Below are 15,660 nucleotides of genomic sequence, written 5' to 3' on the forward strand. Positions count from 1 at the left end.
GGCTTACTCCTTGGCCTTGGCGGCAGCGGCCGGCGCGGCCGGCTTCAGCACCGGGCGGTTCTGCCGGTCCACGGCGATCACCGGCTGGCCCGCCCGCAGCAGGTGGCCACCGGCGGCAACCACCCAGTCACCCGCGTTCACGCCGGACAGCACCGGCACGGTCTCGCTGCCAAACGCACCGGTGGTGACCGAGGCGGCCTTCAGCGTGCTGTTGGCCGGATCGACCACCCACACGCTGGCGGCACCGTTGGCACCGCGCTGCAGCGCGCCCAGCGGCAGCTGCAGGGTGCCGTGGCGACCGGCGCTGCTGTAGACGCGTGCGCTCTGGCCCAGTTCGACATCGGCCAGCGCATCGGCGGCCAGGCTGACGCGGGTGGCATAGGTGCGTGCCTGCGGATCGGCGGCGGCGGCGATCTCGCGGATCGTACCGGGCAGGCGCTGGCCCGGGCGGTTCCACAGTTCCACCTCGACCGGCTGGCCGACCGCGTAGTCGCGGATGGTCGCCTCGGGCAGGTCGATCAGCACTTCGCGGCCGCCATCGGCGGCCAGGTTGAAGATGGTCTGGCCGGCGGACACCACCTGCCCGGCTTCGGCCTCGCGGCTGGCGATCACGCCATCGGCCGGCGCGCGCAGCTGCGCGTAGTCAGCCTGGTTGCGCAGCACATCGAGGTTGGCGCGGGCCGCATTGGCCTGGCCCTGCGCGGCCTTGAACGCCGCGGACTGCTGGTCCAGCTGCGAGCGGCTGACCAGTTGCTGGTCGGCCAGCACCTGGTAGCGCTTCAGGTCATCGCGGGCACGCACCAGGTCGGCCTCGGCAGCAGCCAGCTGCGCCTGTGAGGCACGGGCCTGCAGCGCGAAGTCAGCCACGTCCAGTTCGGCCAGCACGTCGCCCTTCTTCACCCGCTGGCCGGCATCGACGTGGCGCTTGACCAGGTTGCCACCGACGCGGAACGACAGCGGGCTTTCCTGACGGGCACGCACCGTGCCCGGGAATGCCGCCGGCGCCTGTCCGGCCTGTTCGCCGGGGTGAACCACCAGTACCGGCACGGCCGCCTGCGGCGCCTGTTCCTGTCCCGAACAGGCTGCCAGCGCAGCCACCCACACCATACCGCCCATCCAGCGCACGATCTTCATCGGTCAACGTCCTGAAAACGCAGGGTTGCAACAAGGGGGAGCCGCGACTGCCGGCCCAATTTAATAAACCGGCCGGTATAGTATAAATATCGAACCGCTTGGTCTAGTATTGTTGCGATGAGTTCTTCCACTTCCCGCAAGCCGTCGGCCAAGCCCGCTGCCAAGGCCGCCGGACCCGGGCGCCCCAAGGATCTGGGCAAGCGCGCGGCGATCCTTGAAGCAGCCAAGGTACTGTTCATCGAACAGGGGTATACCGGCGTGAGCATGGACGCCATTGCCGCCCAGGCCGGCGTCTCGAAGCTGACCGTGTACAGCCACTTCGGCGACAAGGAGACCCTGTTCTCCGAGGCCGTGCAGTCAAAGTGCATTGAAATGCTGCCCGATGCCCTGTTCGTGGCCGACGCGGACGGCCCGCTGCGCGACCAGCTGATCGGCATCGGCCTGGCCTTCTTCGAACTGATCACTTCCGATGCGGCGATCTCTATCCAGCGCATGATGATGGCGCCGGAGACCGACGAACGCCTGCGCGAGCTGTTCTGGAAGGCAGGACCGGAACGTACCTGCGAGGCCCTGGCTGACTTCCTGCGGGCGCGCGCCGAGCGCGGCGAGCTGGAAATCACCGACTATTCGCTGGCTGGCGAGCAGTTCCTGACCCTGGTCAAGGGCGAAGTGCACATGCATATGATGTGCGGCATGCCACTGTCACCGGTGGAGTGCGACCCTCTTGCCCACGTGACCGCCAGCATCGACTTCTTCCTGCGCGCCTATGCGCCGCGAGGGGCCGGGACGGCTGAATAACCAAAACTGAACGAACCGGAGGTCGCGATGACTTCCGGCACTGCGACCCCGGCCACCCGGCAGCTGATGCTCTGGGCGCGCCGCCGGCCTCCGGCACCGGTAAAATGGCCGGCCCACTGCGCTGGATTTGAACCTCATGACGATTGATTACGCCCACGCCCGCGAACTGATGGTGGAACAGCAGATCCGTCCCTGGGACGTGCTGGACATCAAGGTGCTCGACGTCCTGGCCCGCCTGCCGCGCGAGGCTTTTGTCGCCGATGCACACCGCGCGCTGGCCTACGCCGATGTCGAACTGCCGATCGGCCACGGCCAGAAGATGATGAAGCCGGTCATCGAGGGCCGTACCCTGCAGGCACTGGATCTGCAGCCGGGTGACGAAGTGCTGGAAATCGGCACCGGCAGCGGCTTCCTGTCCGCCTGCATCGGCGCGCTCGCGCGCGACGTGCTGAGCCTGGAGATCGACCCGGAGCTGGCCACCGCCGCGCGTGCCCGCCTGGACGCCTCCGGCCTGGGCACCAACGTCCGCGTGGAAGTGGCTGACGCCCTGTCCTGGCAGACCGAACGCCGCTTTGACGTGATCTGTGTCACTGGTGCGGTCGACGTGGTGCCGTCACAGTTCGCCTCGTGGCTGCGTCCGGGTGGTCGCCTGTTCGTGATCCACGGCCGCTCGCCGGCGATGGAGGCCCTGCTGGTCAAGGCCGACGGCAGCACCGAGTCCCTGTTCGAGACCGATATCGATTACCTGCGCGGTGCCGCCCCGGCACCCCAGTTCCACCTCTGAGTCCAAGGAAGCCGCAATGATCCGCCGATCCCTCGCTGTTGCGCTGGCCACTGCCCTGCTGCCGTTGTCTGCCCATGCCGCCGACCTGCTGCAGGTCTACGAAATGGCGCGCAACGGCGATCCGCAGCTGTCCGCCGCCGAATCGACCCGGCTGGTCGACAAGGAAGGCGCCGTGCAGGCGCGCGCCGCCCTGCTGCCGCAGATCAACGGCCAGGCCACGCTGAACCGCACGCGCAGCGAGCCGAACGCCGACATCAACTCCGGCTCGTTCACCAACAAGCGCCGCAATTACACGATCGATGGCAGCCAGACGCTGTTCAACTGGACCCAGATCAACAACCTGCGTTCGCAGCGTGAGCTGAGCAAGGCGGCGGACTTCACCCTCGAATCTGCCAACGACAGCCTGATCGTGCGCACCTCGGCGGCCTACTTCAACGTGCTGGTGGCGATCGAATCGCTGAACGCCGCACAGACCAATGAAGCGGCTGCGAAGAAGCAGTTCGACTTCGCCGACAAGCGCCTGGAAGTGGGCCTGGCGCCGATCACCGACGTGCACGAAGCACGCGCCCAGTACGACCAGGCGCGTGCCAACACCATCGTTGCGCAGAACACCCTGGCCGATAACTACCAGGCCCTGACCGAACTGACCGGCCAGCCGGTGGTCAACCTGCGCGGCCTGCCGGCCGACTTCCGTCCGGAAGTGCCGGCCAACCGTGGCAACATCGATGAGCTGGTGCACCAGGCCACCACCCAGAATCCGGCGCTGAAGGCGCAGGAACTGAAGGTGAGCGCCGCCGAAGCCGGCGTGCAGGCCGCGCGTGGTGGTCACTACCCGACCCTGTCGCTGGGCGGCAGCTGGGGCAAGACCGCGACCTGGGGCGACAGCACCGGCTCCGGCTCGCTGTCCCCCGACGCCCGCACCAACAGCATCGGCCTGACCCTGAACGTGCCGATCTTCGCCGGCGGCGCTACCCAGTCCGGCGTGCGCCAGGCGCTGGCCCAGCGTGACATTGCCCAGGACGGCTACGAGCAGCAGAAGCGTGCCCTGGACCGCAACACCCGCAATGCCTACCAGACCCTGGTACAGGGCATCAGCGAAGTGGAAGCCCGCCGCCTGGCGGTGGTCTCGGCACAGAGCGCCTATGACGCCTCGCAGGTCGGCCTGGAAGTCGGTACCCGTACCGTGCTGGACGTGATCCAGAACCAGCGCATCCTGTTCTCGGCGCAGCTGGACTACGCCCAGGCCCGTTACACCTTCCTGCAGAACCGCCTGCTGCTGAGCCAGTCGCTGGGTGCGCTGGACGTGGCCGAGCTGCAGGACGTCAACCGCCTGCTGACCCAGGACGCGGGCAACCCGGCAACCACCACGCACTAAGTCGTCAGCCTGCCGGTCACGAAGAAGCCACCCGCGAGGGTGGCTTTTTTGTTGGTCGCGCGGACGGAGGCATGCACCCACCGACCGTCAGCCGGGCCAGACCCGCATCCGTTCGACTGCGGCCAGCAGACACAGTGCGATGGCGACGGGAGCCAGCACCGGCAGGGCGCGTGACCGCTGTGCCCGTCCGCGCAGCACGGCCACGCACACGGCCCCCATCACCAACAGGGTTGCCGGACCAGGCAGTACCGGCAGGCTGCCCATGGGCGCCCACAACGCCAGCAATGCCGCCGGCAGGACGACGGCAACCGGCACCAGTCTCTCCCGGAACTCCAGGGATCGGTCACCTGCCGTCGGCCACAGCTGCATCGCCACCTGCGCAGCCAACATCAGCAGCACCAGGATGAGCGCCACCAACCCTGCCACTCCCGCCAGCGGCAGCAAGGGCATCACCCAGTACAACTGCGGGTGATGCTGCAGGGCGACCGACAAAGGCCGCGTGCTGGCCAGGGCCGGAAATTCGACCAGGCCCGCCTGCAACGCGGCCAGTACGATCAGCAGCACCATGGCCAGCAGCACGCACGCCGGCAGCAGCGGCGGCCGTGCCCTCGCCTGCCTGCCGATGCCAGGAAATCCCAGCGCCAGGCCAACGGTGGCGAACACACCGTACAGCGGCACGCTCGCCGCCAGTACACCGCCGATCCCGAAGCGATAGGGTGCCGTTGCCGGCGGCAGCCATGGAATCCAGTTCGCGTAGTGCACATGGCGGGCTGCCAGCACCAGCAACAGCAGGCCGGCGCCGATCTTCACCGTCAGCAGCACGCAGGCAACCAGCACCACACGGTGTGGCCGCAGCAATCCGACCACTGCAAGCAACAGCAGGCTGGCAGCAGCCACCAGTTGACCCGGCATCCCGTTGCTGGCCTCGATTCCACAACCAGCCAGCAGTACATGCAGATGGTTGGCGACGGACTGCGCAACGCCAGCGGCAGTCACCACCAGTTCCAGCAGCAGCGCGCCACCGAGCAGAACGGCCGGCACGCCTCCCCAGCATTCCCGCACCACGCCATGCAGGCCATCGGCAGCGGGCCTTTGCTGGTTCAGAACGTGCAGGCAGTACAGCAGCGGCCCTGTGCCCAGCGCGGCCAGCAGCAGGCTCAGGACGATGGCCGGGCCTGCCTGGCCTGCGGTGTGCTGGCCGACCAGCGCGACCACGCCGCCTCCCAGCAGCAAGGTCAGTGCCACCACCACAAGGCGATCGCCGTACCCGGGCTCATCGATGCCGGGGCTGCTGTCGCTGTCCATCGCAAGTTCCCTTGATATCCGCCCAAGCGCGGTCGACAGCAGACTGACAGCCTGTGCCGGGAGGCGGTATCGGAATACGCGCCATGCGCATCACGATGTGACGGCAGGCACGTTGGCAAGGAAGCTCCCGGTCCCGCTACGACAGATTCCAGGTCGCTAAGCAGAATTGACGCGGTCTTTCACGACAGTCACGTCGCGTGCGCCGGCCCTTCGGACTCAGCGGCAAGGCGGCGGCAGGTGCGGTCCGACCAGCGCCAGCGTACGCTGCAGGGCACCGCGTCCGTTGCTGATCAGCGTGCAGCCTGCCCGCGCCATGTCCTCGCGTGCCTGTGGATCTTCGAGCAGGTGCTGCAGCAGTTCGCCGACCGCCTGCACGTCTTCGCCGATCAACAGCGCGCCCGCCTCGCGCATCCGACGGGAAATCTCCGAGAAGTTGTGCAGGTGCGGGCCCGTCACCGCAGCGGTGCCCATCGCCGCCGGCTCCAGCAGGTTGTGGCCACCGATCGGCTGCAGGCTTCCACCGACAAACGCCACCTGCGCGCAGGCATAGAACGGCATCAGCTCGCCCAGGGTATCGATGACGAACACATCGGTTCCAACCTCCGGCCACTGCTTCGCGCGCCGGGTTGCCACGTTCCAGCCCTGCTCCCGCGCCAGCGCCTCCACCTTCGGGAAGCGCTCGGGATGCCGGGGCGCCCACAGCAGCAACAGGTCGGGGTGCTGCCGGCGCAGGCGACGATGCAGATCGATCACCGCCTGTTCTTCACCATCATGGGTACTGGCGGCGATCCACACCGGCCGCCGGGCCGGCACGCGGGCATGGAACTGCTCGACGAAGCCCTGCACGTCCGGCGTAGTGATGTCGAACTTCAGGTTGCCCAGCGCCTGCACCTGCTCCGGCGCGGCACCCAGCTGCACGAAACGCTCGGCATCGTCCTGCGACTGCGCGGCCACGCAGGTGACCGTGCGCAGCGCGCGGCGGATCAACGCCGCCAGCAGCCGGTAGCCCCGCAGCGAACGCGCCGAGAGGCGCGCGTTGAGGATGTAGACCGGAATGCCACGGTCACGGCAGCCGAACAGCATGTTCGGCCACAGTTCGGTTTCCAGGATCAGCGCCAGGCTGGGCTGGAAGTGGCCGAGGAAGCGGTTGACGCTGCCGGGCACGTCATACGGCAGGTAGACGTGGTCCAGGGCGTCGCCCCACAGCGCACGCACGCGCTCGGAGCCGGTCGGGGTGATGGTGGTGATGACCCAGCGGATGTCCGGGCGCTCCTTGCGCAGCGCGTTCACCAGCGGCGCAGCGGCATTGACTTCGCCCACCGAGACCGCGTGCAGCCAGACCCGCGGTTGGCCGGTGGGCTGCGGATAGGAGGCATAGCGCTCATCCCAGCGCCGGAAGTATTCACGGACCCGGAAGCCGCGCCAGACCAGGTGGTACACGGTGATCGGCAGCAGGATGTAGAGCACGACCGAGTACAGGCCGCGCAGGATCCATTCGACAGGGTCTTTAAGCATGCGGCAAGGATACGGGAGCCCCCCGGGAAAGACACGCGGCCGCCTTGGTAGAATGGGCCAATGTCCGATGCCACCACCGCCGTCCGCCCGTCGCTGCGCGATCCCCGCAACTGGCCGATGTTCGCCGCCATGCTGGGCGCCTTCGCCATCGCCCGCCTGCCGTGGATGCTGCAGCGTGCGCTGGGCCGGGGCGTCGGCTGGATCACCTGGCGCCTGCTGGGCAGCCGTCGCCGCGCCGCCGAGGTCAACCTGCAGCTGTGCTTCCCCGAGAAGGACGAGGCCTGGCGCCAGCGCCTGGTGCGCGACAGCTTCGATGCCCTGGGTGTGGGCGTGTTCGAGTGCATCCGCGCCTGGTGGGGCAGCATCGACAGCATCCGCCCGCAGGTGCAGATCGAAGGACTGGAACATCTGCGGCAGATGCAGGCGGAAGGTCGTGGCGTGCTGCTGGTGTCCGGCCATTTCATGACCCTGGAAATGTGCGGGCGCCTGCTGTGCGACTACGTTGATCTTTCAGGCATGTACCGCAAGCACAAGAACCCGGTGTACGAGTGGGCGGTGAAGTTCGGCCGCCTGCGCTACGCCAAGGCAATGTTCGCCAATGAGGACATCCGCGCCACCGTGCGCCACCTGAAGAAGGGCGGCTTCCTCTGGTACGCGCCCGACCAGGACATGCGCGGCAAGGACACCGTGTTCGTGCCGTTCTTCGGCCACACCGCTTCGACCATCACCGCCACCCACCAGCTGGCGCGGATGACCGGCTGTGCGGTGATCCCGTATTTCCATCGCCGCGAAGGCGGGAAGTACTTCCTGAAGATCGGCGCGCCACTGGAGAATTTCCCCAGCGACGACGTGGAAGCCGATACCACGCGGGTCAACCAGGCCATCGAAGAGATGGTGCGCGAGGCGCCCGACCAGTACCTGTGGATCCACCGCCGCTTCAAGCGCCAGCCGGGTGGGCGGAGTGATTTCTACAAGTAGATCCACGCCATGCGTGGATGCTCTTCGATTCCGTGCCGGGATTCACAACGGCCAGCGGCACCAGGCGTACGGGTACTCCACCACCACGCACGCCAAGCCCGCACAGACCGGATTGGCCAGGATGTACATCGCCTTCTCGTGAAGTGATTCGTCGGTCCGCACTGCATGGTCGTGATAGCCGCGCTGCCACTGCGCAGTTCCATCAGCCAGTGCAGATGGTCGGGCATCACCACCCAGGCGAGACTGTGGCTGAAGCCCCTACGCTCGACGAAGCGCAGGGTGTCGATCAGGATCGCCATGTTCGCCGCATCGGCGAACAACGGTTCACGGCCAAGGGTTGCCGTGGTCAATGAGTACACGTTGCCGGATCGGGAATATCGACCGTAGCGGAGTCTTGGGCTTGGCCATGCCTCGAGCGTGCGATACCCATGGAAACACCGGTAGGGGTGGGTTACCTGTGTTTGCGTCGGGAAAGCTCCATCCACGCATGGCGTGGATCCACCACAGCAATCTCCGTTCGGTACGCGCAGTAGAGCCACGCCAGGCTGGATGGACGATCACACCGCCGTCGGCGTGTCGTCCGCGTCGCGCGCCAGCAGGCTGCCGGCGAACAGCGCGGCCAGCAATACGGTCAGGCCACCCCAGAAGGCCGAATAGAACGCCAGATGGGTGTTCAGCGGGAACACGGTCACCGCCAGCGCCAGCATCGCCGGACGCGCGCGTTCGCGGGCCATTGCCGGCGCGTAGCGCCATGCGCGCCAGGCCTGGGCCACCGCCGCCAGCCACAGCAACAGACCAATCACTCCAGTCTCTGCGAGGATTTCCAGCACGATCTGATGGGCATGAAGCGCCGGGGCATTGCCCCACACGGCCGGCCCTTCCTCCGCCACGCAAGCGGGATAGGCATCGCGGAAACCACGTGCACCCACGCCATTGATCGGGTGCTCTTCAATCATGCAGGCGGCGGCTTCCCAGATCCGCGCGCGCCCTGACAGGGCCTCGTCGACACCACGCTCGCCCCCATCCAGGGCCATGGCCGTACGCGCGAAGCGCTCGCGCAGCTGCGGCACGCTGGCGGTCAGCGCACCGGCGCCGAGCACCGCCACCAGCGCCAGCGCGGCCAGCCGTTTCCAGCCGAACTGGCGCACGCCGCTGTAGGCCAGCACCAGCGCGAAGGTGATCCACGAGGCGCGCGAACCGGCCAACAGCAGCACACTGCCCAGCGCTGCAGCAGCCAGCAGCCAGCCCGTATTGCCAAAGCGCCGCGCGGCGGGCAGCAGCAGGAACGGCGACAGGCTGGCCAGCACCTGGCCGAACTTCAGGTTGCACGGTCCCAGTGCGCCACTGAGGCGATCTGCCAGTGCGGCCTCGTCGGCCGGGCACAGTGCGTGGCCACTGACCGCCAGCTTCAGGTGTTCCAGCGACCAGAACCATGGGCTGGTGCCGGCCACCGCCTGCACCAGCGCATCCAGCGTCCATGCGCCGGTGATCAGTGCCAGCCCCGCGAAGGTCAGCCGCCGCCGCTCCGGCGTAGCCACTGCGATCGCCACCAGCCACATGAAGGGCAGATAGCGCAGGCCCGCAGCAGCCTTGGTCCACGAGGCCGCCGGATCGATCGCATCGAATGCGGAGAATGCCTGCGGCAGCCAGTAACCAAGGAACAGGATCGAAGTCAGTGCCCAGGCCGCCGTGCTCAACAGATGCGGGCGGCGCTGCAGGCGGCGCGTCACCATGCGCACCGCCGCGTACAGCGCGCCGAGGCCCAACACGGTTTCGGCGATGCCTGGCAACGGCCACATCGCCACGTACGCCAGCACCCACCAGGGCGTCCAGCGCCCGGCGCGGTCGTCGCGCACGATGACGGCGGGGTCAGCCGGCGAGGTCGGCATAGAGGCGGAGGGTATCGCGCTGCATGGCCTGCAGGGTAAACGGGATGCGGGTCGGCAAGGACGGGGGCTGGGCCAGCAGGGCCAGCGCACGTTCACCCAATGCCCGCGCATCGCCGAGCGGCACGGCACCTGCGGGTTGCAGCTGCCGAAGCAGCTCACCGACGCCACCATGGTCCCAACCCAGCACCGGCCGGCCCACCGACAGCGCCTCGACCACGGTGCGGCCGAACGCTTCGGGCTTGTCCGACAGCTGCAGTACCAGGTCGCTGGCCGTGTAGGCCTGGGCGATGCGTGCGGTCGGCGTGCTGATGTGCACGGCCTCGGCCACGCCGAGCGCGGCCGCCTGCCGGCGCAGGTCGGCCACGTAGGCTTCACGGCCGGGTTCATCGGTGCCCAGCATCCACAACTGTGCCGGCACGCCGGCGGCGCGCACATCCGCCAGCAGCTGCAATGCGTGTGCGTGGCCCTTCAGGCGGGTGCCACGCCCCGGCAACAGCAGCAAGGGGCCTTCAACCTGCGCCAGCCATGGGTACTCTGCCGCAAGCGCCATCCGCGGACGGCGATCGGCACGCGCCACGCGCGGGAACTGGGCCACATCGACGCCACGCGGAATCACCTGCAATGCCTGTTCGGGCACGGTCGGGTAGTGCCGCTGCACGTAATCGCGCACGGTGTTGGACACGCAGATCACGCGTTCGCCGCTGGTCATCACCGCGCTGTAGCGGCTGGGCGAATTCAGCCCATGCACGGTGGTCACCCAGTGCGGGCGTTGCGCGGCAGGCAGGGCACGGATTGCGTACAGGCCCAGCCAGGCCGGCAGCCGCGAGCGGGCATGCACGATGTCCGCACCAACCTCGGCAAACAAGCGGCGCAGGGTCGGCAAGTGGCGCAGGGTCAGCAGCGACTTGCGGCCGATGTCCAGGCTGAGGTGCTCGGCACCGCTGTCGAGCAGCGGCTGCACCAGGCGGCCACCGGCGGAAACCACCAGCGCGCGATGGCCGGCGGCGACCAGGGCCGCAGCGATTTCCAGGGTCGAGCGCTCGACGCCGCCGGAGTGCAGCGCCGGCAGCAACTGCACCACGGTCAATCGGCGCATCGAAGGGGCGGCCGCTTAGTCGGCCAGCACGAACACGGAACCGCAGTACGGGCACTGCGCTTCGCCATTGGGCTCGTCTTCGATCGGCAGGTACACGCGCGGATGCGAGTTCCACAGCGCCATTTCCGGGGTCGGGCAGCTCAGCGGCAGATCGCTGCGGTGCACGGTGTAGCGCTTCTCGGCGTTGGCGGGCGCAGTGGCGGTATGGCTCATGGCGGATGTCGATGAACGGGTTGCGAGGCCTGTGATTCTAGCATCCAGGCCGCCCCGACATTGCGCCGCAACGGGTGTTTGGGCGTACCGGGCCGATTCCCTGCGACCTTGCATGCCACTTCGGGATGAGGTGCCGGTGGGAATTCCCGACCGATCCTGCAGATTCACCCCGGGAAACCACCGACAACGATATTTACCGCATTTGGATCGAACTAAATGGCACTTGTCAGGTTGCCACGGCTGTTGCAGGATCGGGCCAGGTCGTGAACCGGCCTACCCCAATCCGACCCGATCGCATGGCCCGCCCCCACCGGACCGGCATCGCCTCTTCCACTGCCATCGCGGCGGGCGGAGCGATGCTGTCCGTGGTGTCCGCCGATGCGGGTTCTGCCCGCCGCCAGCCCTTCCGGGAGACCCCTGCATGACCCTGTCCGATCCACGCGCCCTGCTTCCGCTCGCCCTGGCCCTGGCCTGTGCGACTACCGCGATGCCGGTGCTGGCACAGGGACTGCAGAGCTCGTTCGAGCCGGGCCAGCCGGCTCCGGAACCGGCCGCAGGCGCATTGCAGGTCACGATCGGCAATGGCCCCGCGGCGCCCTACGCCGCCAAGCGCAATGTCGGCTACAGCGGCCTGCACGCACTGCGCTACAGCAGTGGAGGTGGCAATGCGCGGCGCGAACTGTTCAAGGCGGACGTGACCATCGAGGCCGATACCACCCTGTCGTGGTTGGTGCTGCCGGAGATCGTCGGCAAGGACACCGTGGCTTCGACCTATGTGTCTCTGGACCTGCTGCTGGACGATGGCAGTCGGGTTTCGGCCGGCGCTGCGCGTGACCAGCATGGGGTGGCCCTCGGCGCCCGCGCGCAGGGCGACTCGAAGACGCTGTACCCGCAGCAATGGGCGCGCAAGGCGGTGCGGCTGGGCGATGTGCCCGCGCTGAAGGGCCGCCGCGTGGTGGCGATCGAACTGGAGGTGGCCAGTGCCGACGGCGCACCGGTCTCCGGCTGGATTGATGACGTTCGCCTGGACACCGTGCCACGGCAGCAGCCAGCGCGCGTCTCCGACTGGGTACTGACCACCCGCGGTACCCAGGCCAACGGCACCTTCTCGCGTGGCAACAATTTCCCGGCCACGGCGGTGCCGCACGGGTTCAACTTCTGGACCCCGGTCACCGATGCCGGTGCGCTGAACTGGCTGTACCGCTGGAACGAGCAGAACGACGCGCAGAACCGTCCTCAGCTGCAGGCGCTTGCGCTGAGCCACCAACCCAGCCCGTGGATGGGCGACCGCCAGACCTTCCAGGTGATGCCATCGGCCAGTCGTGGCGTGCCGGAGGCTGACCGCCGCAAGCGTGCCCTGTCGTTCGACCGCAGCCATGAAAGCGCCCGCCCTTACCGCTACGACGTGCGCTTCGACAACGGCGTCGCGGCATCGATCGCGCCGACCGACCATGCCGCGCTGTTCCGCTTTGACTTCCCGGAGGACGGCGACGCCAACCTGCTGTTCGACAATGTCGATGCACGCGGTGGCCTGACTCTGGACGCCGCCACGCAGACGCTGTCCGGCTACACCGACACGCGCAGCGGCCTGTCCAACGGCGCCAGCCGCATGTACGTGGTGGCCCGCTTCGACAAGCCGTGGCGCAGCAGTGGGCGCCTCGACACCGGCCGACCGACCGGCTACATCAAGTTCGATGCCGGCAGCGAACGACGGGTGACCATGCGCATCGCCACTTCGCTGATCTCGGTGGAGCAGGCACGACACAACCTGGCGCTGGAAATCGCCGCCACCGATACGCTGGAGAGCGTGGCCGGCCGTGCGCAGGATGCATGGGACGCACGCCTGGCCCGCTTCGACATCGGCGATGCCAGCGACGACCAGAAGACCACGCTGTATTCCAGCCTGTACCGGCTGTTCCTGTACCCGAATTCCGGCCATGAAAACGTGGGCAGCACCGCCGCACCGGAGTGGCGCTACGCCAACCAGGCCAGCGCCAGCGATGACAACACCGATGGCAGCGCGACCCGCACCTTTGCCGCCGTGCGCGATGGCAAGGTGTTCGTCAACAATGGCTTCTGGGACACCTTCCGCACCACCTGGCCGGCCTACGCGCTGTTCACGCCCGACGATGCCGGGCAGATGGTGCAGGGTTTCATCGAGCAGTACCGCGCTGGCGGCTGGATCGCGCGCTGGTCATCGCCGGGCTACGCGGACCTGATGGTCGGCACCAGCTCGGACGTGGCCTTCGCCGATGCGTGGCTGAAGGGCGTCGGCGGCTTCGATCCGGGCGAGGCCTACGCCGCCGCGCTGAAGAACGCGACCGTGGTACCACCCGACCGCCATGTCGGCCGCAAGGGCATGGACCGTTCGACCTTCCGGGGCTACGCCAGCGCCGACGTGCATGAGGGCATGTCGTGGACGATGGAAGGCGCACTCAATGACTTCGGCATCGCCAACATGGCCGATGCGCTGGCCAAGCGCGCGACCGCACCCGCCGCACGCGAGCGCTACAGCACCGAAGCCGACTACTTCCGCCACCGCGCTGCCAGCTACGCGACGATGTTCGACCCTGCCGCCGGCTTCTTCCAGGGCCGCAGGGCCGATGGCCGCTGGCGCGTGGACGCCAAGGACTACGACCCGCGCGTGTGGGGCCACGATTACACCGAATCCAACGGCTGGACCTTCGCCTTCACTGCCGCCCATGACGGCGAAGGCTTGGCCGCGCTGTACGGTGGCCGCGACAAGCTGGCGGCGAAGCTGGATACCTTCTTCGCCACGCCGGAAACCGCAGACCCGGCACTGGCCGGCTCCTACGGCGGCACCATCCACGAGATGACCGAAGCGCGCGACGTACGCATGGGCATGTACGCGCACAGCAACCAGCCGGCGCACCACATCCCGTGGATGTACCTGTATGCCGGGCAGCCGTGGAAGACCCAGCAGCACGTGCGCGAGATCCTGTCGCGGCTGTACGTCGGCAGCGAGATCGGCCAGGGCTATCCGGGCGATGAGGACAACGGCGAAACTTCGGCATGGTACGTGCTGGCCTCGCTGGGCCTGTACCCGCTGCGCATGGGCGCCCCGGAGTACGTGATCGGCTCGCCGGCCTTCGAGCATGCACGCGTGGAGCTGCAGGGTGGCGCGGTGCTGACCGTGAACGCGGCCAACAACTCGCGCGAGAACGTCTACGTGCAGTCGCTGAAGATCAACGGCAAGCCGTGGACGAAGACCTGGGTGCCACACGACCTGATCGCCAAGGGCGCGACCCTCGACTTCGTGATGGGACCCCGTCCCTCGCGCTGGGGCAGCGGCGTGGACGATGTGCCGCGCTCGTTGACCGCGCGCGGCCAGCGCCCGCAGCTGCTGCACGACCTGCTCGGCAGCGGCGCGAAGGCGACGCTGGCCGATGGCCGCGCCCTGCCCGCACTGGTCGATGACGATGCGAGCACCACCGTGGGCCTGGGCGGCGGCGCAACCATCGCGCTGACCGGACTGAGCGACGGCACGCCGACGATGTACACGCTCACCAGCGGCGACGGCCGCATCCAGGGCGGTGAGTGGACGCTGGAGGCGCGCAACGGCGGCGGCAGCTGGACCGTGCTCGACCAGCGCAGCGGCGAAGACTTCGAATCCGCCCGCCAGACCCGTCCGTTCCGCATCGCCAGACCCGGCCGCTACAGCGAATACCGCCTGCGCCTGGCGGCACCGGCACGGCTGCCACTGGCGGAGATCGAACTGCTGGCGGCCGGCACCGTACAATGAGCGGCATGCGCTACCGTCTTCTGCCTCTGGCCCTTGTTGCCCTGTCCTTCTCAAGTTTCGGCCAGACCCAGGCGTTCGATACGCAGCTGACCCGCGACGGCGTGACGCTGAACTACCAGGACGCCCGTGGCGCCCTGGCCGCGCCGCAGCGCAAGCGGGTAATCGATACGTTCTTCTTCGCCTACCTGCGCGAACGCGCGGACTTCCACCCGGCCGCGCCGGCGATGGTGCGCATCGTGATCGATCCGGCCTACACCGGCATCGCCTTCGTCGGCGACAAGGACCAGGCAGCGACGATCACCATCAACCCAGGCTGGTTGGCGCAGCACCCGAACGACATCGATCTGGTCACCCATGAGGCGATGCACATCGTGCAGGGCTATCCAGGTTACGGCGATGCACGGGTGCCGGGCTGGCTGGTGGAAGGCATCGCCGACTACGCACGCGACCGCTACGGCATGGACAATGCCGCCGCAGGCTGGGTACTGCCGGGCAAGGTCGAGAAGGGGCAGAATTTCGACAGCGGCTACCGGGTGACCGGTGCGTTCCTGAAATGGGCCGAGGCCGAGTATCCCGGCCTGGTGCTGGCGCTGGACAAGGCCCTGCGCGACGGCCGCTATACGCCGGCGCTGTGGCAGAAGCACACCGGCAAGGCACTGCCGGCGCTGTGGACGCAGTACGCCAAGCCGCGTTCGGATGCACCGCCGCCGGCACCAGCGCGCCGCGGCAAGCGGCGCTGACTGGGCGATCAACTGGGTATTGCGGCGACTGGGTATTGCGGCGACTGGGTAGAGTCGACTGTTAGTCGAC

General features: G+C 68.0%; 12 protein-coding genes and 1 pseudogene. 6 read left to right on the forward strand and 7 right to left on the reverse strand.

Annotated features, from left to right (window positions below):
- Positions 1-3 precede the first annotated feature (3 nt).
- Positions 4-1,134, reverse strand: a complete 1,131-nt coding sequence (locus Q9Q79_RS16855; protein ID WP_005410958.1) for an efflux RND transporter periplasmic adaptor subunit — start codon at positions 1,132-1,134, stop codon at positions 4-6.
- Positions 1,135-1,251: 117 nt separating this feature from the next.
- Here Q9Q79_RS16855 and Q9Q79_RS16860 point away from each other — a divergent pair, with 117 nt between their 5' ends.
- From Q9Q79_RS16860 to Q9Q79_RS16870, 3 genes are all read left to right on the forward strand, one after another.
- A complete protein-coding gene (locus Q9Q79_RS16860) occupies positions 1,252-1,932 on the forward strand; it encodes a TetR/AcrR family transcriptional regulator (protein WP_005410959.1) in 681 nt (226 codons plus the stop codon).
- Positions 1,933-2,068: 136 nt separating this feature from the next.
- Positions 2,069-2,716 (forward strand): protein-L-isoaspartate O-methyltransferase, encoded by a 648-nt coding sequence (locus Q9Q79_RS16865; RefSeq protein ID WP_005410960.1) that lies wholly within the window; start codon positions 2,069-2,071, stop codon positions 2,714-2,716.
- A gap of 16 nt (positions 2,717-2,732) precedes the next feature.
- Entirely contained in the window at positions 2,733-4,091 is a 1,359-nt protein-coding gene (locus Q9Q79_RS16870; RefSeq protein ID WP_005410961.1) for a TolC family outer membrane protein, read from the forward strand.
- An 87-nt stretch (positions 4,092-4,178) separates the two neighbouring features.
- Here Q9Q79_RS16870 and Q9Q79_RS16875 read toward each other — a convergent pair whose 3' ends face one another.
- Together Q9Q79_RS16875 and waaA are read right to left on the reverse strand one after the other, a co-directional pair.
- Positions 4,179-5,396, reverse strand: a complete 1,218-nt coding sequence (locus Q9Q79_RS16875; RefSeq protein ID WP_099561388.1) for an amino acid transporter — start codon at positions 5,394-5,396, stop codon at positions 4,179-4,181.
- Between the two features lie 216 nt (positions 5,397-5,612).
- The gene (gene waaA, locus Q9Q79_RS16880) at positions 5,613-6,911 is read right to left on the reverse strand and encodes a lipid IV(A) 3-deoxy-D-manno-octulosonic acid transferase (RefSeq protein ID WP_138969849.1); all 1,299 of its coding nucleotides are present in this window, start codon (positions 6,909-6,911) and stop codon (positions 5,613-5,615) included.
- A 60-nt stretch (positions 6,912-6,971) separates the two neighbouring features.
- On the opposite strand from waaA, the gene Q9Q79_RS16885 reads away from it, so the two are divergent.
- Positions 6,972-7,889 (forward strand): LpxL/LpxP family Kdo(2)-lipid IV(A) lauroyl/palmitoleoyl acyltransferase, encoded by a 918-nt coding sequence (locus tag Q9Q79_RS16885; protein WP_005410964.1) that lies wholly within the window; start codon positions 6,972-6,974, stop codon positions 7,887-7,889.
- Between the two features lie 42 nt (positions 7,890-7,931).
- On the opposite strand, the pseudogene Q9Q79_RS16890 reads toward Q9Q79_RS16885, so the two are convergent.
- From Q9Q79_RS16890 to Q9Q79_RS16905, 4 genes and pseudogenes are all read right to left on the reverse strand, one after another.
- Positions 7,932-8,248 (reverse strand): annotated as a pseudogene (locus tag Q9Q79_RS16890) (transposase).
- Positions 8,249-8,446: 198 nt separating this feature from the next.
- On the reverse strand, positions 8,447-9,778 hold the full coding sequence (locus Q9Q79_RS16895; protein ID WP_201862403.1) for an O-antigen ligase: 1,332 nt from the start codon (positions 9,776-9,778) through the stop codon (positions 8,447-8,449).
- Complete coding sequence (locus Q9Q79_RS16900) at positions 9,759-10,874, reverse strand: glycosyltransferase (protein ID WP_049460229.1); 1,116 nt, start codon at positions 10,872-10,874, stop codon at positions 9,759-9,761. Before Q9Q79_RS16900 ends, Q9Q79_RS16895 begins: the two co-directional genes overlap by 20 nt.
- 15 nt (positions 10,875-10,889) lie before the next feature.
- Positions 10,890-11,087, reverse strand: coding sequence for a zinc-finger domain-containing protein (locus Q9Q79_RS16905; protein WP_005410967.1), 198 nt, complete (start codon positions 11,085-11,087; stop codon positions 10,890-10,892).
- A gap of 421 nt (positions 11,088-11,508) precedes the next feature.
- On the opposite strand from Q9Q79_RS16905, the gene Q9Q79_RS16910 reads away from it, so the two are divergent.
- Both Q9Q79_RS16910 and Q9Q79_RS16915 read left to right on the forward strand, forming a co-directional pair.
- Positions 11,509-14,850 (forward strand): GH92 family glycosyl hydrolase, encoded by a 3,342-nt coding sequence (locus Q9Q79_RS16910; protein WP_201862405.1) that lies wholly within the window; start codon positions 11,509-11,511, stop codon positions 14,848-14,850.
- A complete protein-coding gene (locus tag Q9Q79_RS16915) occupies positions 14,847-15,590 on the forward strand; it encodes a basic secretory protein-like protein (RefSeq protein ID WP_005410969.1) in 744 nt (247 codons plus the stop codon). Before Q9Q79_RS16910 ends, Q9Q79_RS16915 begins: the two co-directional genes overlap by 4 nt.
- Positions 15,591-15,660 lie beyond the last annotated feature (70 nt).

The organism is Stenotrophomonas sp. a6 (genome assembly GCF_030913325.1).
In the GTDB taxonomy this organism is placed as follows: Bacteria; Pseudomonadota; Gammaproteobacteria; order Xanthomonadales; family Xanthomonadaceae; genus Stenotrophomonas; species Stenotrophomonas maltophilia.